The organism is Marinifilum fragile JCM 15579 (genome assembly GCF_001310955.1).
Classification (GTDB): Bacteria; Bacteroidota; Bacteroidia; order Bacteroidales; family Marinifilaceae; genus Marinifilum; species Marinifilum fragile.
The window spans coordinates 11,461-34,190 of record NZ_BAZX01000033.1; the positions used below are offsets into that span (position 1 = coordinate 11,461).

Annotated in this window: 18 protein-coding genes; 12 read left to right on the top strand and 6 right to left on the bottom strand. The window is 36.9% G+C overall.

Features of this window, described 5'->3' with window-relative positions; genetic code table 11:
- Positions 1 to 218 precede the first annotated feature (218 nt).
- The gene (gene hutH / locus JCM15579_RS17370; protein WP_054722144.1) at positions 219 to 1,709 is read left to right on the top strand and encodes a histidine ammonia-lyase; all 1,491 of its coding nucleotides are present in this window, start codon (positions 219 to 221) and stop codon (positions 1,707 to 1,709) included.
- A gap of 10 nt (positions 1,710 to 1,719) precedes the next feature.
- Positions 1,720 to 3,717, top strand: coding sequence for a urocanate hydratase (gene hutU, locus JCM15579_RS17375; RefSeq protein WP_054722146.1), 1,998 nt, complete (start codon positions 1,720 to 1,722; stop codon positions 3,715 to 3,717).
- A gap of 51 nt (positions 3,718 to 3,768) precedes the next feature.
- Here hutU and JCM15579_RS17380 read toward each other — a convergent pair whose 3' ends face one another.
- Together JCM15579_RS17380 and JCM15579_RS17385 are read right to left on the bottom strand one after the other, a co-directional pair.
- On the bottom strand, positions 3,769 to 4,851 hold the full coding sequence (locus tag JCM15579_RS17380) for an acyltransferase family protein (protein WP_054722148.1): 1,083 nt from the start codon (positions 4,849 to 4,851) through the stop codon (positions 3,769 to 3,771).
- A 56-nt stretch (positions 4,852 to 4,907) separates the two neighbouring features.
- Positions 4,908 to 5,495, bottom strand: a complete 588-nt coding sequence (locus tag JCM15579_RS17385) for an ankyrin repeat domain-containing protein (protein WP_218186220.1) — start codon at positions 5,493 to 5,495, stop codon at positions 4,908 to 4,910.
- A 257-nt stretch (positions 5,496 to 5,752) separates the two neighbouring features.
- Here JCM15579_RS17385 and JCM15579_RS17390 point away from each other — a divergent pair, with 257 nt between their 5' ends.
- Positions 5,753 to 7,804 (top strand): helix-turn-helix domain-containing protein, encoded by a 2,052-nt coding sequence (locus JCM15579_RS17390; RefSeq protein WP_054722150.1) that lies wholly within the window; start codon positions 5,753 to 5,755, stop codon positions 7,802 to 7,804.
- Positions 7,805 to 7,856: 52 nt separating this feature from the next.
- On the opposite strand, the gene JCM15579_RS17395 is transcribed toward JCM15579_RS17390, so the two are convergent.
- Positions 7,857 to 8,546, bottom strand: coding sequence for a Crp/Fnr family transcriptional regulator (locus JCM15579_RS17395; protein WP_054722152.1), 690 nt, complete (start codon positions 8,544 to 8,546; stop codon positions 7,857 to 7,859).
- Between the two features lie 375 nt (positions 8,547 to 8,921).
- Between JCM15579_RS17395 and JCM15579_RS17400 the strand changes: the two genes are divergently transcribed.
- From JCM15579_RS17400 to JCM15579_RS17440, 9 genes are all read left to right on the top strand, one after another.
- Positions 8,922 to 9,455, top strand: coding sequence for a rhodanese-like domain-containing protein (locus tag JCM15579_RS17400; protein ID WP_054722154.1), 534 nt, complete (start codon positions 8,922 to 8,924; stop codon positions 9,453 to 9,455).
- 59 nt (positions 9,456 to 9,514) lie between these two features.
- Entirely contained in the window at positions 9,515 to 11,395 is a 1,881-nt protein-coding gene (locus JCM15579_RS17405) for a rhodanese-like domain-containing protein (RefSeq protein ID WP_054722156.1), read from the top strand.
- Between the two features lie 95 nt (positions 11,396 to 11,490).
- Positions 11,491 to 12,531, top strand: coding sequence for a porin (locus tag JCM15579_RS17410; protein WP_054722158.1), 1,041 nt, complete (start codon positions 11,491 to 11,493; stop codon positions 12,529 to 12,531).
- A gap of 59 nt (positions 12,532 to 12,590) precedes the next feature.
- Positions 12,591 to 13,436 carry a sulfurtransferase gene (locus JCM15579_RS17415; RefSeq protein ID WP_054722160.1) on the top strand — a complete coding sequence of 282 codons (846 nt, stop codon included), beginning with the start codon at positions 12,591 to 12,593 and terminating at the stop codon, positions 13,434 to 13,436.
- Between the two features lie 191 nt (positions 13,437 to 13,627).
- Entirely contained in the window at positions 13,628 to 15,862 is a 2,235-nt protein-coding gene (locus tag JCM15579_RS17420) for a molybdopterin-containing oxidoreductase family protein (protein ID WP_054722162.1), read from the top strand.
- A complete protein-coding gene (locus tag JCM15579_RS17425) occupies positions 15,859 to 16,392 on the top strand; it encodes a 4Fe-4S dicluster domain-containing protein (protein WP_054722164.1) in 534 nt (177 codons plus the stop codon). The genes JCM15579_RS17420 and JCM15579_RS17425 overlap by 4 nt, the downstream gene beginning before the upstream one ends.
- 159 nt (positions 16,393 to 16,551) lie before the next feature.
- Positions 16,552 to 17,493: an NrfD/PsrC family molybdoenzyme membrane anchor subunit gene (gene nrfD, locus JCM15579_RS17430; protein WP_054722165.1), complete on the top strand. Its 942-nt coding sequence runs from the start codon at positions 16,552 to 16,554 to the stop codon at positions 17,491 to 17,493.
- A 248-nt stretch (positions 17,494 to 17,741) separates the two neighbouring features.
- Complete coding sequence (locus JCM15579_RS17435) at positions 17,742 to 18,029, top strand: TetR/AcrR family transcriptional regulator (RefSeq protein ID WP_054722167.1); 288 nt, start codon at positions 17,742 to 17,744, stop codon at positions 18,027 to 18,029.
- Entirely contained in the window at positions 18,005 to 18,238 is a 234-nt protein-coding gene (locus JCM15579_RS17440; RefSeq protein WP_054722169.1) for a TetR family transcriptional regulator C-terminal domain-containing protein, read from the top strand. The genes JCM15579_RS17435 and JCM15579_RS17440 overlap by 25 nt, the downstream gene beginning before the upstream one ends.
- Before the next feature lie 89 nt (positions 18,239 to 18,327).
- Here JCM15579_RS17440 and JCM15579_RS17445 read toward each other — a convergent pair whose 3' ends face one another.
- The 3 genes from JCM15579_RS17445 to JCM15579_RS17450 form a co-directional block, all read right to left on the bottom strand.
- Entirely contained in the window at positions 18,328 to 19,695 is a 1,368-nt protein-coding gene (locus JCM15579_RS17445; RefSeq protein ID WP_245625966.1) for a M3 family metallopeptidase, read from the bottom strand.
- Positions 19,629 to 20,441 (bottom strand): gluzincin family metallopeptidase, encoded by an 813-nt coding sequence (locus tag JCM15579_RS21645; protein ID WP_245625968.1) that lies wholly within the window; start codon positions 20,439 to 20,441, stop codon positions 19,629 to 19,631. Before JCM15579_RS21645 ends, JCM15579_RS17445 begins: the two co-directional genes overlap by 67 nt.
- A 305-nt stretch (positions 20,442 to 20,746) precedes the next feature.
- Complete coding sequence (locus JCM15579_RS17450; RefSeq protein ID WP_054722170.1) at positions 20,747 to 22,720, bottom strand: peptidase U32 family protein; 1,974 nt, start codon at positions 22,718 to 22,720, stop codon at positions 20,747 to 20,749.
- Between the last annotated feature and the right edge of the window lie 10 nt (positions 22,721 to 22,730).

Sequence of the window (22,730 nt, forward strand, 5' to 3'; positions counted from 1 at the left end):
CACTTTAAGTATTTTAGGCATTGATCATACTTTCCAATTAAAATTTCAACTCTCAATTCACATTTTCTATTACTCATTATTAATTGCTCATTGTTAATTGATAACTCAGGGTTATTATATCTTGATAAAACTAGTCTTGTTGGGTATTAAAATACCATTTACATTTGCAATAAATAAAACTGAGTGGTTTAAAATAAACGATATAAAATACTTAAACAATGTTTAAATACGGGATAGATCGACTAACAGTTGATAAAACAATACAGATTGCTCGTGGAGAGCTGAAAGCTGTCTTAACTGAAGAAGCTATTGCTAAAGTAAATGAGTGCAGAGCCAAGGTGGAGACTATGGCGAATTCTGACAAAGCGGTTTACGGTGTAAACACTGGATTCGGGCCACTTTGTGATACTCAGATTTCACCGGAAGAAACCAGCAAGCTTCAGGAAAACTTACTGATTACTCATGCCGTGGGTGTAGGTAATCCAATTGGCAAGGAGTTATCTAAAATCATGATGATTTGTAAGGTTCAAGCTTTATCTCAAGGATTTTCAGGTGTTCGTTTAGAAGTGATTGAACGTATTTTATTCTTCATTGAAAATGATATTTTGCCAGTTGTTCCTGAGCAGGGATCTGTAGGTGCATCAGGTGACTTGGCGCCATTGTCACACCTATTCTTACCTCTATTGGGTGAAGGTGAATTCTGGGTTGGAAAAGATATTGTTCCTGCGAAAGAAGTATTGGCTCAGCATGGATTGCAGCCTATTACCCTTGCTGCTAAAGAAGGTTTAGGATTGATTAATGGTACTCAGTTTATTTTGGCGCATACCATTAAAGGTCTGCACAGAATGGAATATTTGCTTGACCTGGCAGATGTTGCAGGAGCAATGAGCTTGGAAGGATTCATGGGAAGTGCAGCTCCTTACAAATCAGCATTGCACGAAATTCGTCCATTCCCGGGAAATATGAAAGTAGCAGAACGCATGCGTATGTTGCTTGATGAATCAGAAAACTTGGCATTACACAGCAATTGTGAGCGTGTTCAGGATCCTTATTCATTGCGTTGTATTCCTCAGGTTCACGGAGCATCGAGAAATGCATTTGCTCACGTGAAGGAAATGGCAGAAATCGAAATGAATTCGGTAACTGATAATCCAATCGTATTAAGTGAAACAGAAGCAATCTCTGGAGGTAACTTCCACGGACAACCATTGGCAATGGCAATTGACTATTGTGCTTTGGCAGCATCAGAACTAGGTAATATTTCTGATAGAAGATGTTATTTGTTATTGGAAGGAAAATATGGATTGCCTCGTTTGTTGACTTCAAGCGGAGGATTGAACTCTGGTTTCATGATTCCACAGTATACAACAGCAGCATTGGTAACCGAAAACAAATCATTGTGTTTCCCTCCATCTGCTGATAGTGTTCCAACTTCACTAGGACAGGAAGATCATGTTTCTATGGGAAGTATCTCTGGACGTAAGTTCAACCAGATTTTGGGTAATCTTGAGAAAATTTTTGCAATTGAGTTGATGTATGCTGCTCAGGCAATCGAATTCAGAAGACCAAACAGATTGTCGGATATCATTGAAAAGAACTTTGATATTATCAGATCTAAGGTTGACAAATTGGAAGATGACCGTGTGTTGAAAGATGATATCAACGCAATGGTTGAATTTGTGAAAAACAGAGCCTTCATCGTAAAATAGGAGAAAAAAGATGACATTTCAAGAACTAATATTACAGGGAATTCCATCAGAATTGCCTGCAAAAAGAGAATATCCAAAGGATGCCAACAGAGCTCCTAAAAGAAAAGACATTTTATCGGTAGAAGAAAAGCAATTGGCCATTCGCAATGCACTTCGCTATTTTCCAGTAGAGTGGCATGCTGAATTGGCTCCTGAATTTGCACAGGAACTATTGGATTTCGGTCGCATTTACATGTATCGCTTCAAGCCAGAATACAAAATGTATGCTCGTCCAATCGAAGAGTATCCTGCAAAATCAAAGCAAGCTGCAGGTATCATGTTAATGATGCAAAACAATTTGGACCCAGCTGTAGCACAGCATCCAGAGGAATTGATTACTTACGGTGGTAACGGAGCAGTATTCCAAAACTGGGCGCAGTACTTGCTTACTATGAAATATTTGGCGACCATGACTGATGAGCAAACTTTGCACATGTATTCAGGTCATCCAATGGGATTGTTTCCATCATCGAAAGGAGCTCCTCGTGTAATTGTTACCAACGGTATGGTAATTCCGAATTACTCGAAGCCTGATCATTGGGAAAAATTTAATGCACTAGGTGTATCACAATATGGCCAGATGACTGCAGGTTCATTCATGTACATCGGCCCACAGGGAATCGTTCACGGTACTACAATCACTGTAATGAACGCTTTCCGTAAAATGTTGAAAAAAGGAGAGACTCCATCAGGAAAGATTTTCTTGACAGCAGGTTTAGGTGGAATGAGTGGTGCTCAGCCAAAAGCTGGTAACATCTCTGGATGTATCACTATTGCAGCCGAAGTAAATCCAAAAGCAGCAACAAAGCGTCACGAACAAGGTTGGGTTGATGTTTTGGTTGACAATATGGACGACTTGGTTAGCCGTGTAAAAGAAGCTCAGGCTAATAACGAAGTAGTTTCAATTGCTTACATTGGTAATGTTGTTGAGGTTTGGGAACGTTTCGATAAGGAAGATATCTTCATTCATGTAGGATCTGACCAAACTTCTCTTCATATTCCATGGACTGGAGGTTACTATCCTGTTGACGTTACTTTCGAGGAATCGAACCGATTGATTCGTGAAGAACCAGAAGTATTCAAGGAAAAAGTACAAGCGTCCTTGCGTCGTCATGCTGCTGCAATCAATAATCACACTGCCAAAGGAACTTATTTCTTCGATTACGGAAATGCATTCCTTTTGGAAGCTTCAAGAGCTGGTGCTGATATCATGGCTGAAAATGGCATCGACTTTAGATACAAATCATACGTTCAGGATATTTTAGGTCCTATGTGTTTCGATTACGGATTTGGTCCTTTCCGTTGGGTATGTACTTCGGGTAAGCCAGAAGATTTGGATATGACTGACGAGATTGCAATGAATGTATTGCAGGAAATCATGGAATCATCTCCAGAAGAAATCCAATTGCAAATGCAGGATAACATTACCTGGATTAAGGATGCGAAGAAAAATAAAATGGTTGTTGGCTCTCAGGCTCGTATTCTTTATGCCGATGCGGAAGGTAGAGCAAAAATTGCTGAAGCATTCAACAATGCCATTGCAGAAGGCAAGATTGGCCCTGTAGTATTAGGTCGAGATCACCATGATGTAAGTGGTACGGATTCTCCATTTAGAGAAACTTCGAACATTTACGATGGAAGTAAGTTTACTGCTGATATGGCCATCCATAATGTAATTGGAGATAGCTTTAGAGGAGCAACCTGGGTATCGATCCACAATGGAGGTGGTGTAGGTTGGGGAGAAGTAATCAATGGTGGTTTTGGTATGCTGCTTGATGGAACTCCGGAAGCTGATGCTCGCTTGAAGAACATGTTGTTCTACGATGTGAACAATGGTATTGCAAGAAGAAGCTGGGCAAGAAACGATGAGGCCATGTTCGCTATCAAACGGGAAATGGAACGTCGTCCAGACTTAAAAGTTACCCTTCCAAACTTGGTTGAAGATTCATTATTGGAAGACTTGTTTTAATACAAGGATTTCAATTTAAGATATAAAGGCTCAGGAAACCCTGAGCCTTTTTTACGTTTGTAATTTTAATGCTGGGTTGTTTTTAAGATTAGTTTTTAGCCCAAACAAAGGTCGTAGTATAATACTTCGCTTGATAACCAACTCATACAATGCAAAGCATCCTATAAATGTGATTAAATTAATAATAACAAAATTCAGAAATGCAGGCATTTGTAATGGCAATATCAGGTAAGATGCTCCATACAGCATCACCATGTGAATGATATAAACAGGATAAGCAGCCTCGCTTAAGTATGTCAATAATTTGTTTGCTTTATTCAGGTATTGGAAGGCAAAACCGAATACAGTAAAAACCCATATGTTCGACTCTATTGCCATCAGGTAGTTTGGCGATTGCAACTGGAAAACTACCAAACGGACTGTATACAAGCCTAAAGCAAGAATTAGGAAGTGCCATTTCCATTTGATCAATGTTCTTCGAAGAGTTTCTCCAGCCAGAATGAAAACAAAGCCAAAGAAAAAGGCCAGGAATCCCAATATAAATCCATGTAGAGTCATGGCATACATTTCAAAAGGATTCGGATTGATTAGAACAGATTCAAATACAAACGGTATCATCACAATGAATAATCCAAAGGGTGTTTTGAACAGTTTATTTAGCCAGCTTTTTATCAGGAAATGATTCCTTTTCATATAAAGGAACAGAGGCAATAATATCAGTACATAGGCGAATATATTGCCTAAGAACCATAAATGACTTGGATTTACCTGGTAAGCAAGATCTTGATTGTAATAGTTCTTCCATATTAGAAAGTGTAGTGGTACAACACAAAACATCCCAAATACGAAAGGGAGCAGAATTCGAATACTGCGTTCCCGAAGCAGTTGTACAGCTGATCTTTTACGCATGGCAAAACAAACACCCATACCCGAAACGAAAAAGAGTAAAGGTATTCTCCAGACGTTCAGCATCGACATGGGAATCCAAATGCTTTCCAAGGATGTATCACTTTTGATAAAGCCAATAAATGGCGCCCATGGTTGAAATACAATGGCGATGTGGTAGATCAATAACAGTCCAATGGTAATCACTCTCAACCAGTCAATATCGTATCTTCTTTCTGTTGTTGTCATGATTTGTATCTTTTTAAGAGGCATTCGCCCTCTAATTCTCCAATTTAACTCTTTGTCTAACTCTGGTTTCTTAATAATTCGGCTACTTCAGGTCTTGTTTTTTCAATTCTGTCATAGTTCAATCTTAAACCAAGAGGTCCTAATTCCTTATTAAAGAATTCATAAATTCCTTTAACTTTTACAAATGGAGCAGAAACACTCTCTAAAGCGGTAGCACCTGCATTGTTTTTTATGCTTTGGTCAGCACCTTTTGCAATAAGGGCCTTCACAATTTCTGTTCTACAAAAGAATGCTGCAACATGAAGTGCAGTTGAGCCATCATTATTTTTAAGGTTTAAATCTGCTCCGGCATCAATAAGTGCCTCTGCAACTTCAGTTTTGCCAAATAAACATGCAGTAATTAAAGGTGTTGATCCTCCAATTGGCTCTTTGCTGTTTAAATCGGTACCTGCAGCAATGTGTTGTTCTACAATTTTTACATTTCCCATGAATGTGGCTGCATGAATATCAGTTTTAGGGGCTTTCACTTTTTGAGTGGTATTTGTTTTACTATTTCCTGTTTTTGAATTTTTGCTTTCGCATGAATAAACTGCCAATACAAATAGGATATACATTCCGAATGCTAATAATTTATGCGCTTTCATTTTTACTGATTTTTAGTTCAACATTTATCTGATGTAAAGGTCTGGGAATTTGTGATGCAGGTCATATCATTTAAAAATCGAAGAATATAAGCTTTTGAGACTCAGTGTAAATTATGACGCATCTGAATAAAATATGATGCAAAAAGTGAGTTCTCCCCACCGAATGTATTCAATTGAAGAAGAATATTTCCGTGAATAATGTTGATATTATTTGTATCTTTTTCTTGAATTATTGATGACAATTTTACCCCTATATAATGGCCAACCAATTATTTGAAGAGAATGAATTTCTGTTAAAGCTAAAATCAATTGTTGAAGAAAACCTATCCAACGAAAGTTTTGGTGTTTCAGACTTGGCAGATGCAATAGGAATGAGTCGATCCAATCTCCTGCGAAAAGTAAAAAAGCAATGCAATCTTTCCGTTAGCCAGTTTATCAGACAAATCAGACTCGAGAATGCCCGGGAAATATTAGTAAAGGGTGATGCTAATGTTTCCGAAGTTGCCTACCAGGTTGGTTTTAGCAGTACATCCTACTTTATAAAATGTTTCAGGGAATTTTATGGTTATCCCCCTGGAGAAACAGGAAAGCATGAGCTTGCTGAAGTGGAAAGTTTTCCTCAGGATTCAAAAGCACGAAAAAGACCAATAATCATTGTGATTATTGTGTTATTAAGTATTTTATCTGGTTATTTTATTCTGAATCCAGTTCTGTTTGGTAGTGAAGAGGCAGATAAATCAATCGCTGTCCTTCCATTTAAAAATGACAGCAAGGATTCATCTAATGTATACATTGTAAATGGATTGATGGAATCGGTTCTAAATCATTTACAGAAAATTAAAGATGTAAGAGTTATAAGCAGGACTTCGGTAGAGAAATATCGAAATTCAAATCTCACCATTCCTGAGATTGCCAAAGAGTTGAATGTAAGCTATTTTGTTGAAGGAAGTGGTCAGAAAATCGGAGAGCAAATTTTATTGAATATTCAGTTGATAAAAGCTAGTAATGATAAACACTTGTGGGCAGAACAGTACGACCGACAAGCCAGGGATATATTTGAGTTGCAAAAAGAAGTGGCTAAGAAAATAGCCGCAAGTGTAGAGGCCATCATTACACCTGAAGAGGAGAAATTAATAGATAAAAAGCCCACAGATAACCTTGAGGCCTACGATGAACTCTTAAAAGGATTGGATTTGATGCGAAGGGGGAAGAGAGAGTATTTGCTGGAAGCAATTACTTATCTTGATAAGGCCATAGAATTGGATCATGAGTTTGCACGTGCTTATGCTTTTCGATCAATGGCTTACTACTATCTGGATATCTTTAAAGTAGAAAAGTTGTATACCGATCAGGTGATTGCGGATGCTGATAAGGCCATGTTGTTTGACTCAAAGGATTACCAGAGCTTAATTGCCAAAGCACTATCTTATGTAGCAAAGGATGAAAACCAAACTGCCGTTCCTTATTTTGAAAAAGCTTTGGAGTATAATCCAAACTCTGCTTATGTATTGAACTACTTATCTGATTTTTATGCCAATTACATGCCTGATACTCAAAAGTATCTTGAGTATGCATTAAAAGGCATACAAGTGAATATTGCAGCCAACGATTCTGTAACGACAAGTTTTATTTATCTGCACATTAGCAATGCGTTGATACAGGCTGGTTTTGTGGATGAATCAGAAAAGTTTGTAAACAAATCTTTGGAATATAATCCCAACAATTTGTATTCTGAATACCTGAGAGCATATGTATTGTACGCCAAGAATAATGATTTAAAAGAGACAAAGCAATTGATTATTGATGCCTGGAATAAAGACCAAACTCGTCTTGATATCTTGCAGGAAATTGGAAAAGTTTGCTACTGTCAGCGAGATTATGAAGAGGCTTACAGGTATTACAGCAAGTTTGTAAAAGCTAAGGAAGATGCCAATTTGGACATTTATCCAGGTGAAGATGCTAAAATTGCCCATGTGTATGCTAAAGTAGGCAAATACGAAGAGGCAAAAATGTTTTTTAAAAGATATAAGGAGTTTGCCCACACACATCAATCCATATACAAAGATTTGAGTTTGGCTGTGTGTGATTTACAGGAAGGGGATGTGGAGAAGACTTTCGAACATTTGTATCGTTTTGCTGAAGCGGATAAATATCCTTACTGGATTCTTTTATTTCTTGAAGATGATCCTTTGTTTGATGATATTAATAAAACAAAGAGGTTCAAGAATTTTATGAACTTATTAGAGAAAAGGTTTTACAAACGCCATAAAAACCTAAAGAAAGTACTAAAAGAGAAGAAATTGATCTAAAAGAAAAGGGTTCTCAATATATTGAGAACCCTTTTTATATCTGTAAGATAGATTATCCTGTTTCACAAATTCGTTCCAGCCTTTCCCTGTCAAGAATTTCAAGATGCCTGCCTTCCAAAGAAATGATTTTATCGTCCTTAAATTCCTTAATAACACGCGAAAGACTTTCTACCGACATTACAGTTATTTCAGCAAGATCTTTTCTCGACAAAGCCATCTCAAAGTTGTTGCTCTTGTACAAACGATCGGACAAACATAAGAGAATATCTGCTAATCTTCCGCTAGCCTGTTTTTGGGTCAAACAAAAGAGGCGTCCATAACCGCGAATGGTATTTTCGTTTAAGCGTGCAATTAATTTTGATGCGAACCCAGGGTTCTGTTCAATGATTTTACTAATGGTATTCATTTCGAAAAGACAAACGGTAGTATTCTCATAGGCAACAGCTGTGTAGTGAAAAACACTATTACCGAAAAGAGACTGTAATCCGATCATATAACCATCTTTTTCAATGGTCAAAATGATGTTTTTATTATGGCCTCCTTCGATATACAATTTCACAAATCCACTCTTAATATAAATCAAATGTGAGGCTAGCATTCCTTGCTTACAAATTATTTCTCCTTTCTTAAAAGTGACTTCAAAGCGTCCTTGATCGATTAAAACTAATTCTTTTTCAGATAGTTCTTTGAAGCATGCAGATTTACTAACGCATTCTTTGCAACATGTTGTTTTTACTGGCATTGCATAGTAAGGGAGATTTAGGTTGTTGTATCTAGTCCTGTAAATATATACAAATTTAGAGTATAAATACGTGTCAAATGTCAGCAAAAAACATGTAATAGATCAAGAAAACATCTTTCTGGAGTCAAATTATTTGTTTCAAATTACCAATTCTGGATTGAGGGATTGGGGTATGATTTTCTAAAATTCGATTAAGGAAACCAGTAATATTGTAATAGAGAAATAAATCTTTATTTGTGCTTGCTCAACTTGGATCAAAAGTAGTCCATTCATAGTCTACTTTTTTTGTCGGAAGGTTTGCAAACGTTGTAAGAGGGCGCAAAGGTAATAATTCTTACTAAAATGTTGCAGTTTTTAAACTTAAATATCGAATCTATGAAAACAATCAAGGCTTTTTTCTTTATCTGCCTTATTGCTTTAGTAGGATGTAGCAGTAATTCTAGCGGTCCTGTTAAATCCTATGAAAGTGTTGATGAAATGGTAGCTGATATCAGTAAAAATGTTACTGAGATATCTGTGAGTGATTTTTACGCATTAATGAATGGTGAAGATCCATATGTACTATTGGATGTTCGTCTTCCTAAGGAACACGATAAAGGTTTCATACCTGGTTCCGTTTCCATTCCACGCGGTGTTCTTGAATTCAGAATCGGAAGCGAAAAGGTATGGGATGAGGAGGGACTTTATGTGCCAGAAAAAGAGGAATTACTTATTCTTTATTGTAAGAAAAGTAACCGTAGTCCTTTGGCTGCATTGCGTTTACAGCAATTGGGATATAAAAATGTAAAGGTAATAAGTGGAGGTTGGCAAGGCTGGCACGAAGCTTATCCTGAAATCAGCGAAGATAATATCGAAGAAGGTGGGATGGAATATGCAGCCGCAGCGGAAGAAGATTCCGGTGGATGCTAAACTTGAACTATCTAACCTGAAATATAACCTAAACTATTACAAACCTAAACTATTGAGTCATGAAAAAATTAATGAAGTATTTCTTTATTTTTACATTGGTGCCGACATTATTTCTGACCTCTTGTAAGGAAGAAAATGATGTATACACCCCAGAACCAGGTCCTGATCTATCAGAAAATTTTTTAATATTAAAGGATTATATGGTTGCTAATGACCTTGATCTTCCAGATGTTTTAAATGGTTGGATCGTGGGTGCACCGGCACAGGCTGATTTAGCTACTTTCCTTAGTACTTATGATATTATCGATATTCGATCGGCAGATGCATATGCCGCTGGGCATATTGAAGGTGCAGTTAATTCTTCATTAGATAATATTCTAAACACTGCGGCTAATGCGACTAAACCTATTTTGGTTGCCTGTTATACAGGACAAACAGCTTCTCATGCAGTAGTTGCACTTCGTTTGAGTGGTTACACTGATGCGAAAGTTTTAAAATGGGGTATGAGCGGTTGGAACTCAAGTTTATCAGGACCTTGGGCAAGCAATTCAGGTGCTGAAAATGGTGCGGTTGCTGAAGGAAATGCAAATTGGGTTACTTCTCCAGTTGCAACTAACCAAGTTTTCAATTACCCTGGTTTTAACACAACAGCTGCAACTGGTGCTGCAATTCTTGAAGAAAGAGTAAATGCTATGATCATTGGAGGTTTTAAAGGAGTTAATGCCTCTGATGTTTTAACTACTCCATCTAATTATTTCATTAATAATTACTGGGCCGAAGCTGATGTTGATCATTACGGACATATTGCTGGAGCACACAGAATTTTACCTTTGAGTCTTGAAAATAACGAAATTGAAAGTCTCGATCCAGATGCAACAATATGTACTTACTGCTGGACAGGTCAAACTTCATCCATGGTTACTGCTTATTTAAATGTAATTGGGTATAATGCGGTTTCATTGAAATTTGGTACAAATGGTATGATTTATCCATCACTTGAGAGCCATCAATTTGTTGCTCCTACTGTTGATTTGCCTTTGGTTACTTCTGATGTTGTAGAAACCAATGCATTTGAAACACTATCAGATTACTTGGTTGCAAATGATCTTGATTTACCAGATGTTTTAACTGATTGGATTACAGGAGCTCCTGCTGAAGCAGATTTGAATACTTTCCTTTCAACTTACGATATTATTGATATTCGTTCTGCAGATTCATACAATGCGGGCCATATTGAAGGTGCAATTAATTCTACTTTAGCAAATATTGTATCAGATGCAGCCAGTACAACTAAACCAATCTTGGTTGCATGCTATACAGGTCAAACAGCTGCTCATGCAGTAGTTGCACTTCGTTTAAGCGGATACACTAATGCTAAGGTATTAAAATGGGGAATGAGTGGATGGAATTCAACATTATCCGGATCATGGGAAAGTAATTCAGGAGCTACCAATGGTGCAGCTGCCGAAGGACATTCCAATTGGGTTACTTCTGCTGTAGAGAGCAACCAAACTTTCGATTATCCAACTTTATCAACTTCAGCTACTACTGGTGCCGCAATTCTTCAGGAAAGAGTAACAGACATGACTACAAACGGTTTTAAAGGAGTAAATGCTTCGGATGTATTAACATCTCCATCAAACTATTTTATTAATAACTATTGGGCAGAAGCTGATGTTACCAAATATGGTCATATTGCTGGAGCACACAGAATTCTACCTTTAAGTTTGGAAAATGGTGAGATGGCAAATCTTGATTCAAGTGCTCAAATTTGTACCTATTGTTGGACCGGTCAAACTTCTTCGATGGTTACAGCTTACTTAAATGTACTTGGTTATGATGCTGTATCATTAAAGTTTGGTTCTAACGGTATGATTTATCCATCATTAGAGAGTCATCAATTTGTTACTCCAACAACCGATTTACCTCTGGTTAACTAGCACAGGAACAAGATATATTCATACAACTAACCGAATAGGGAATTGTATCGATGAATTATGAAATACAATTCCCAAAACCTAAAAAAAAGATAATCATGAAAAAATTATATGCATTACTATTTGCAGTTGCTTTTTGTATTCCTATGCTGGTAAATGCACAAGGATGTGACGAGCCGTCAGGTGAGGGAGTTAACGTTTTTGGTTTTATTCAGCCGAGATATCAATACAGCGAAAAGGCAGCTAACAATGATACCAACACTTTTGATTTTAATAGAGCTAGAATTGGTGTAATGGGCAAAATTCCTTACGATATCAGTTACTATGTAGTTCTGGAAGCAAGTCCTGATAATCAGAGACATGATGGGGATGCTTATTTGTTGGATGCGTTTGTAACTTATTCGCGTTATGATTTTGCTCGATTGACAATGGGATCATTCAAATCTCCAATCTCGCTTGAATTAAATACAGCTTGCCGTAAATTACATACAATTAACCGTTCTAGAGTGGTTGAGCAATTAGCATCTCCTGATCGTGATCGTGGTATTATGGTGATGGGTGGTGCTGATACTACTTTGTTTCAGTACAGTTTTGCTATAACTAACGGTACTGGCTTATTTGCGAAAGATGACAATAAAGAGAAGGATTATGCAGCTCGAGTTGTTTTAAATCCGCACAAAAACTTTAAGCTAGGGGCTAGTTACTTGTATGGAGAATCAGCATCGGCTACAGCAGGTATGCCTGATGATGAAAAAACAAGATGGGGAGCTGATCTTCAGTACAAGAACGGAGGATTTATGTTTCAGGCAGAATATCTATATGGTAAAGATGTAGGTTCTTATACAACTGGTGGTGGATGTGGTGAAGAATTGGAAGTTCACCAAGGCAGTATTAAACGTGATGGTGGTTTCATCATGGGTATGTATAAGTTCAAGAACAATCTTCAACCAGTGTTAAAAATTGAATACTACGATTCAGATAAAGATATGGGTAACAATACAGAGTTCTGTACTACTTATGGGTTGAATTATTGGTTAAATGATTGGACTAAGATTCAGGCAAACTACGTTTATCGTGCAGAAAGAGCTGATGAAATTGATAACGATATTTTCATATTACAGGTAACTGTGAATTTTTAATAATTAGTTTTCGGGAGTCGTTCTGACTCCCATAGTAATACTCCCAAAAAGACAAGATTATGAAAAAAATGATATTACTAGCATTTGTTTGTTTTTTAGGCATTCAAATGACATTTGCTCAGGATGTAATTTCTGTTAAAGAATTTCTTAAAATTAAGAATGATGATAATGTAGTACTTGTGAGTACACGTAAAGCTACTGATTACGCTAAAGTTCATATTGAAGGGGCAATTCATGTAAATCATAAGGATCTTTATAAAGCTGAACCAAAAAGTACATTAAAATCAACTGCTGAAATCGCTAAAATTTTAGGTGATAAAGGCATCAGTAATACCAATACAATTGTTTTGTATGATAACGGATCTGGGAAATATTCAGGACGTATATACTGGATTTTGAAATATTTAGGTGCAAAAGATGTAAAGATTCTTGATGGACATATGAAAGCCTGGAGAATGGCTCGTAAGCCTGTAACCAAGAATCCTGTTAAAAGAAAAGCAACAACTTTTAATGTTGCTGTGAATAAAGCGGCTATTGCGGATATTGTTCAGGTGAAAAAAGCATCAAATTCTCAAGCTGCTGTTATTATTGATGTTCGATCAGCTGACGAATATAAGGGAATTAAGGAATCAAAATTACCTCAAGGTCATATACCAAATGCTATTAACCTTGAATTTAAAAAGGTTATGGATACCAAAAGCATGCTAAAGTCTAAAGAAGAGTTACAAGCTTTATTTAATGCTGCGGGTGTTACTAAGGATAAAGAAGTTATTCTATACTGTGAGTCAAGTGTTCGTGCTGGTGTGGTTTACATGGCATTAAAATCGGCTTTGGGTTATCCAAATGTAAAAGTATATGACGGAGCTCTATTTGAGTGGACCGCTACTGAAACTGTTCAAAAGTAGTTTCTTTTCATAAATTTAATTCATGCCCTTCGAAGGCGGAGGGTGTGAGTTTAAGTTATTCTGCAACTACATACACATTGATCAAAATTGCAGAAGTTTTAAATCCTGTTGAAAGTTGAAAGACTCAACGAAATTAAAACAAACAGGTGTTTGTTCTAACAGCATCAGTTCAATTATAAAACAACAACCTGATGAACAAGTCGAGAAGAGAATTTATTAAGTTATCCGCAATTGGAGCAGGAGGATTGGTATTGGCTAATCCGCTTTTAAATGCCATGATTGGGCAGGTAAATGCAGCTGAACCAATGGATGCTTCGAAAATAAAGCGCTTCCCAACATACTGCGAAGTTTGTTTCTGGAAGTGTGCCGGTTGGGTTTACACCGACGAAAAAGGTGAAATCTGGAAAATTGAAGGAAATGAGGATGATCCGCATTCTAACGGAAGATTCTGTCCTCGTGGTACTGGCGGTATAGGAATGTATAATGATCCTGACCGTTTGAAAACTCCTTTAATGCGAGTTGAAGAAAATGGAAAACAAACTTTTAAAGAAGTTAGCTGGGACAAGGCTTTCCGTTTTATCGCAGAAAAAATGAATAAAATTAAGGAAGAGAGTGGACCAGAAAGTCTTGCCTTGTTCAAACATGGATCAGGTGGTGCACATTTTGGAAAACTTTTTAAAGCTTTTGGTTCCAAAAACATTACAGCTCCTTCCTATGCCCAATGTCGTGGTCCAAGAGAAGTTGGGTTCAATACAACATTCGGATCAAATATCAACTCCCCGGAACCAGTTGATTTGGAAAATACCAAGTGTTTGGTGTTGATCGGAAATCATATTGGAGAGAATATGCACAATTCCCACGTGCAGGAAATGTCGAAAGCCATCGACCGCGGTGCTACCATCATTACTGTAGATCCAAGATTATCGACAGCTGCAAGTAAATCGAAATATTGGTTGCCAATTAAACCTGCAACTGACATCGCATTACTGCTTGCATGGATGAATGTTATTGTAAGCGAAGAATTATACGATAAGAACTATATAGGGCAATATGCTTACGGTTTGGAAGATTTGCAAGCTCATGTTGCCGACAAAACGCCTGAGTGGGCAGAAAAAATTACAACCATAAGCGCAGATGTAATAAGACAAACAGCACGCGAAATGGCATTTCATGCTCCTGCAACTTTAATTCATCCGGGACGACACGTAACTTGGTACGGCGATGATACACAAAGATTAAGAGCAATGGCTATGCTGAATGCCTTGTTAGGATCATGGGGAAGAAAAGGAGGATTTTATTTCCCTGAAAAAGCAAAAGTACCTACCTATCCACATCCAGGATATCCACCTGTAAATTGGACTTGGAAAGATCATTTGGATGGCACATATGCATTGGCTGATTCATCTATAGCAAATGTATTTGTTGATATGTCTCATCCTGAGAATGAATCGGATTATAAGATTAAAGGTTGGTTTGTTGTGGGTACGAATTTAATCTCAACAATTCCTAATACCCAGAGAACCTTAGAGGCAATTCAGAACCTTGATTTATTGGTAGTCGTAGATACAATGCCTATGGAAATTACAGGTTATGCAGACATTATCTTGCCTGAATGTACATATTTGGAGCGTTACGATGATATGAGAGTATCGCCAAACAGATTCCCCAATGTGGCGGTAAGAGTACCAGCTGTTAAGCCAAAATATCTATCAAAACCATCGGATTGGATTGTTAGAAAACTAGCTAAGAAATTAAAACTATCAAAACATTTCAATTACGAAAGTTATAGCGAAGTAATCGACTGGCAACTAAAACAAATGGGGTCTTCACTAGCAGAAATGAAAGAAAAGGGTGTTCTGAAAATGGAACGCAAGACTCCAATGTTTATTGAAGAGGGCGATTATCACGAGTTTGGTACATCTACCGGAATGATTGAACTGTATTCTTTGGATTTGGAAATGGAAGGTTTTGATCCTATTCCAAACTATACACCACATCCCGAACCACCACAAGGATTTTACCGCTTGAATTATGGTAGAGCTCCAATGCATACCTTTGGAAGAACAGCTAATAATCCAAACTTGAATGAATTGATGAGTGAGAATTGTCTTTGGGTAAATCCATTTGTTGCAGCTGATAATAATTTGGAGAATGGGCAGGAAGTTTGGTTGAAAAATCAGGATGGTGTAGTTTCTGATTTTCCTATTAAAGTTCGAATTACGGAACGAATAGGAAAAGACAATGTCTATATGGTTCATGGATTTGGTAGAGCCAATAAGAAATTAAAGAGATCATTCGGGAGAGGAATTAGTGATACGCAATTGGTGACTAATGTGATGGTTGATCCAATCATGGGAGGAACTGGAATGCGTGGCAACTTTGTAAGTTTTGTAACCGATAAACCAGAAAGCGAGGTAATATCATGAGATATGCAATGGTAATTGATACAAAAAAATGTGTTGGCTGTAGCGATTGTGTTGTAGCATGCCAAAACGAAAATCGTGTGCCAATTGGGTATTGTCGCGACTGGGTGATTGAGAATGCAAAGGGTACATTTCCAAATGTAAGCATCGAATTAAGATCAGAGCGTTGTAACCACTGTGAAAACTCTCCTTGTGTAAGATGTTGTCCAACCGGAGCAAGTCATTACGAAGAGGGAGGGGTGGTAAAAGTAACTCGCCATGAATGTATTGGTTGTGGCGCCTGCGTTCAGTCTTGTCCATACGATGCTCGCTATTCTCATCCCGATGGGTTTGTTGATAAGTGTACTTTTTGCCATCACAGGTTACAAGAAGGAAAACTACCTTCTTGTGTATCCGTTTGTCCAACTGAATGCATGTACTTTGGCGATTTGGATGATAAGGAAAGCAAAGTATATCAATTGTTGCAAAACAGAGATTGGAAAGTATTGGCTCCCGAAGTGGGAACTAAGCCACATGTTTATTATCTCATTTAAAGATATTCAAGATAATGTTGATCAGCCCAATTAAGTTGGTTTTGTATGGTGGTTGGTTGGCAGGTTTTAACAAGTTCAAGTTTTATAACGGATTCCGTTTGTCAGGATTCTTTTGCGCTGGGGTAATTCTGATGAACGGAATCTAAAAACAATCAAATTATGAACGAAGAAATTATTTTAAGTGGAAGAATGAATCCTAAAATAGATCCTACTTTGGGAATTTGGGGATGGGAAATTCCATTGTATTTGTTTTTAGGTGGTTTGGCCGCAGGAATCTTATTCTTTGCAGCACTTTACACCATTTTAGGTAGAGAAAAAGAACTTCCAACTGCCGTTAGGAAAGCTACCTTTATAGTACCAGCAATTTTAGTAATTGGTTTATTCGCCCTATTCCTCGATTTAAAGAACAAATTGTATTTCTGGCAATTGTATACCACTATCCGATTAGAATCTCCAATGTCATGGGGAGCTTGGGTATTGATGTTGGTTACACCATTATCAATTGTTTGGAGTGTTGCCTATTGGAGAGATTTGGTGCCAAATTGGAAATTTAAAGTGGAATGGCTCGAGTTTGTTGAAAAGCAGGTAAATAAATATCGTAAGCCATTGGCTTGGATGATGATTGTATCATCTGTAATTCTTGGGATTTACACGGGTATTTTATTGTCTGCATTTAATGCAAGACCATTATGGAATACCTCTATTTTGGGGCCTTTGTTTTTGGTTTCAGGTTTATCCACAGGAGCAGCAGTTATCATGTGGATGTCAAAGAATCATTTGGAGAGAACATGGTTTAGTAAAATTGATTTAATATTGATTGGGATAGAAATCTTTTTTATCATTCACTTGTTTATGGGATTTTTAGCGAGTAATGCTGCTCAAATCGAAGCTGCACAATTGTTTCTTGGTGGTGTCTACACTTTGCCTTTTTGGGGTGGAGTAGTAGTGCTGGGCCTGTTGGTTCCTGCTATTCTTGAAATTTTAGAGCTAAGAGGGAAGAAAGTTCCTGTAGCACTACCTGCATTCTTAATTCTTTTGGGAGGAATGATTTTCCGATTTATTATGGTTGATGCAGGTCAATTAAGTAAATATCTATATTAAAGTTAGAATTTAAATTAAGTTTTAGGAAACTAGAACGGTTTAATCAAGTTAATGACAATGGGTGCATGTATATGTATCCATTGTTTTTTTTGAAAAAAGCACATTTCTGTCGTAACTTAGGTAAAAACCGATTTTTTTCATCTAAATGATTGTTGTTATGGCTTCTAAAAATAAATTACCAAAGGATGTTGAGAAAAGGAGGGAGATATTAAACACCGCCTTAGGGATTTTTGTGCAGGAGGGGTATTTTGCTGCAAAAGGAGCAAAAAATTGCAAAGGCTGCAGGGATTTCAGAAGAACAACTATTCTCTTACTTTAAGACCAAGGAAGATTTACTTCATACCATTGTTGATGAAGCTGTTCATATATTATACGATGGTTTAGACCCAAATGAGGATGGAGACCTTCAGGAAGTGGAATTGCTATTCTTTATCGACGATTACTTTGATTCTATTGAGAAGAATTTAAAATTTTTTAAGCTGTTTTATGCTTTACGTTGCAACCAGGAGTTTTGCCTTTATATCAGCAAGAGTTAGATGAAATTGTAAGTTTGAAATTTGATGTGTTGATTGAATATTTCGACAAGAGTGGAGCTGCCGATCCGGATATGGAAACAGAATTCTTGACTTCTATGTTGGATGGCATTGCTATGAATTTTGTATTGGAACCCGAAGGATATCCGATTGATGCCATGCAGCAGAAGGTCTTGAATATGTATATCACCAAAGCAGAATTCGAGGAATGAATCAATTAAGAATTATCATTAATGGATATAAAAAAAACCGATTCACATTGTGAATCGGTTTTTATATTGAATATCGCTAAATGCGATTTTTATTTTAATCCTCTCTTGATTAAAAGAGCATCTTCATTTGGTTCAGCACCTCTGAATCGCTTGTACAATTCCATTGGATCTTCAGTACCACCTCTGGATAATACATTATCGCGGAATAATTTAGCTGTTTGCTTATCGAATAAGCTAGTTTCTTTAAATGCCTGGAAAGCATCAGAATCAAGAACGCCAGCCCAAATGTAAGCGTAATAACCAGCTGAGTAACCACCCGCAAAAATATGGTTAAAGTAAGTTGAACGATATCTTGAATAGATTTCAGGAATCAAACCTAAACCTTCCAAGTAGTTCTTTTCGAAAGTCATTACATCTTCAGTTAATGGTTCTGTTAAAGTATGATATTTCATATCTAACATTGATGCAGCCAAATATTCAACAGTAGCAAATCCTTGGTTGAATTTACCAGCGTTTTGAATTTTCTTAACCAATTCAGCAGGAATTACTTCACCAGTTTGGTAATGCTTCGCATAGATTGCTAACATTTCAGGCTCAAAGCACCAGTTTTCCATTACTTGAGAAGGAAGCTCTACGAAATCACGAGATACAGAAGTACCTGACAAGTAGTTGTATTTACACTTAGAAAGGAATCCGTGAAGAGCGTGACCAAACTCGTGGAATAAAGTTTCAACTTCGTCTGGAGTTAACAATGCAGGAGTATCACCTACAGGTTTAGTGAAGTTACAAATGTTCATGATGATTGGAGTAACTTCCTTATCAGTACCGAAACCTGATTGCTTACGGAATGAGCTCATCCAAGCACCACCACGCTTAGATGCACGTGGGTGATAATCTAAATAGAAAATACCAATGTGAGATCCATCAGCTTCCTGTAATTCGAATACTTGGTTTTCAGGGTTGAATTTAGCAATATCGTTTCGAGGAATGAATTTGATTCCATACAATTTATTCGCTAAAGCAAACGCACCATCACGAACGTTATTAATTTCGAAATATGGCTTTAATTCTTCTTCATCCAAGTTGTATTTAGCTTTCTTCACTTTATCAGCATAGTACCACCAGTCCCATGAAGCTAGCTTGAACTTACCACCTTCTTTGTTGATGATTTTTTGCATTTCCTTCACTTCTTTCTTAGCGTTAGGAAGAGCAGCTTTCCATAGTTTGTTCAACAATTCGAATGCTTTTTCAGGAGTTTTGGCCATGTTCTTTTCAAGAACATACTCTGCATAATTGTTGTATCCGAACAGTTTTGCACGTTCAATACGTAGATTAACCAATTTTTTTGCAATCTCTTTGTTGTCATACTCGTTGTTGTTGTTACCACGGTTTACATATCCCATGTACAATTCCTTACGAAGATCACGATTATCAGCATACTGCAAGAAAGGTAACATGCTTGGTTTTTGAGTTGTGAAAACCCATTTTCCTTCCTTACCAGCAGCTTTGCAGTTTCAGCAGCAGCAGCAACAACACCAGCAGGAAGACCAGCAAGATCTTTTTCGTTGTCGATAACTAGTTCGAAATTATTTGTTTCGTTCAATACATTTTCGCCAAACTGAAGAGTCAAAGAAGAAAGTTCTTCATCGATCTTACGCAATTGATCTTTCTTGTCAGCTGGAAGATTAGCTCCACCTCGAACAAATCCTTTGTAGATTTTATCCAACATGGTTTGCTCTTCAACAGAAAGTTCTAACTGATCTTTTTGCTCATAAATAGCTTTAATTCTTTTGAATAAGTTTTCGTTTAAGCTGATATCACCATAGTATTTAGTTGTAATAGGTGATAATCTTTTAGCCAATGCAGCAATAGAATCGTTGTTTTCCGATCCTTTAATGTTGTAGAATACATTTCCTACTTTATCAAGTAAAGCACCCGATTTTTCGTATGCTAAAATTGTGTTTTCGAAAGTTGGAGCTTCTTTGCTGTTTGCAATTGCCTCAATTTCTGCACGACCTTCTTCCATACCTTTCATGAAAGCAGGCTCGAAATGTTCGAATTTAATTAAATCAAACGGAGGAGTTTGATAAGGAGTGTTGTACTCAGCAAAAAACGGATTGTCAGTCTTTTGCTCACTTTTTTTTCCATCGCAGGCTGTAAATGCCATACCTGCCACAAGTAAATAAAGGAACGTCTTTTTCACTTTGTTAGGTTTAGTGTTAATATTAAAATTGTTTGATCGCCAAAATAGTAAAAACTTACATTCTGGCGATGTATTTTTCACGATTTCGTAACATGTTTTATGCAATGATTAAAGATCAATTAGCAATGAATAATGTGTAATTAATAATTGATAGCCTAAAGGTTGTCTCTTTAGTAATTGTATTAAAACAGATTTTACAGGAAATCAATGTAATATTTATAATTAGATCCTAATGGTGTGAATAATAAATCGATTCTTATATAGTCTTGTTTATCATTCATTACTCATTGATAATTGCCAATTTTCTATTTCAGTCCTTTTTTCAAGTTAAAGCTGGTTGATGGCTGTACTTGTTTCGATTGCTGGAAGTTTTTCATCAGTCTTTTAAAAGTGTTTGATGATACTTTCTCATTGCTTAGGTCAATCAAAAATCTTCTGAATCCTTCTTTAGATAAATTGTTTTTCTGTTGCATCCAGGTAACAGGGTGTTTTGGATAAACAATGGTCATTCCGTCGCGCAATTCTTTGTGATATTCTCCTTGCATATCATCAATTAATTCGTCGTTTACCGTTTTTACCGGCATGCGAGAATAGAATAGCTGAGGGTAGAAGTATACAGGAACAATTCCAAAGCGATCATTGCTCTTCAGCAAGTTTTCCAGGTCATTCTCTTGTGGGTGACAGAACAGGTTGATTTTCTCATCACGTAAGTGAGCAATTGCAGCATCGTTAAACAGGTACACATTTTCGTTGCAAGAAATGCGAGCTTTGTTTGGAAGCAAGAGTTTTTGCGAAAGATGACTCAGCATAAAGTTTTGATAGCCACTTAGCATAGCCTTTTTACATATCTGTTTGTAGAAATCCAAGTCTTTTTCCTGAATGAACTTAGGCAATTCAATAATTAGCTTGTGTGCATTTTTTTGAAGAAATGGCACATCCCATTTTAACTCTTCCCATTCCGATTTTTTAAGGTTAAGAATTAAATAGTTGACCTCATTTAAGTTTACCTTACGCAACCAGGCTAAGGAATCAATTCGAACATAGATTTGTTCTTTTTGAGGAATATTCTTTTTTCCCAATGAGCTTAGGATTTTAGCCTTTTCGCTTCTGTGCATACTAGCTTTTAGAGGTTTTCCTTCTTCTTTGAACTTGTTAGGAAACTTCTCCTGCATCATTCCAGCCAAATACACCTGATCACCTTTATCAGCTACAACATTCCCGATTTCAATTTGATAAGTACCTTTGCTTAATTCCTTAAACTCTTTAACCTTAATGGCTTTTTGTGGCTCACCATTTTTTTGTTTGAATCTGATTCTGTTTCCAATTTGTATGTCATGAGAAGAGGTGAAAATTACCGTGTTTCTATTTCTCTTTTCAACAGAACCAATCAAAATTCCAGTATTTGTATTCTCCGTAATGGCTTTGTTTACATTTCCAGCAAGAAAATAACCAGTTTTTTCACGACCCATATCATAGGCCAAAATTTCTTTGGCTGTTTTCAAGTCGTTATTATCAATTACTTTTCTATAAGCTCTTGATACATTATATACAAACTCTGCTGGTTTTAATCGACCTTCAATTTTAATGGATTCTACACCCATTTTCATCAATTCAGGCAATACTTCAACAGCCTGATTGTCTTTTAGACTAAAGACATAACTCTTCTCATTTCCTGTTTCATAAAATCTGCGACAAGGTTGAGCGCACAAACCTCTATTGGCACCACTTCCACCAAGAAAACTACTAAATAAACACATGCCAGAGAAGGAATAGCATAATGCACCATGCATAAATATCTCTAATTCAATATCAGATTTCTTGCGAATTTCTTTCAATTCAGGAAGCGTTAATTCTCTTGCCATTACAACTCTTTCGAAATCCTTGCTTTTACAGTAAATTGCTCCCAAGGAATTGTGATGAGCCATTTGTGTACTTGCATGTATGGTAATTTTAGGAAAGTGTTTTTTTACCAAGTAGTAAACACCCCAATCTTGAATGATTATGGCATCAACTCCGGTTTTTTGGATTAGATTTAAGGTATCCAATAAGTCGGGTAATTCTTCATTCTTAATTACCGTATTCAAAGTAAGATAAACCTTGATGTCATTTTTCCTTGCAATTTTAATTAATGCCAGTAATTGTGAGCTTGTAAAGTTTGATGCTCTCCCGCGGGCATTAAATTGACGTAATCCCAGGTATACAGCATCAGCTCCACCTTTTACGGCAGCATGAAACATTTCAGGATTCCCAACAGGTAGTAATAATTCAGGTTTATTCATTCTTCAATAA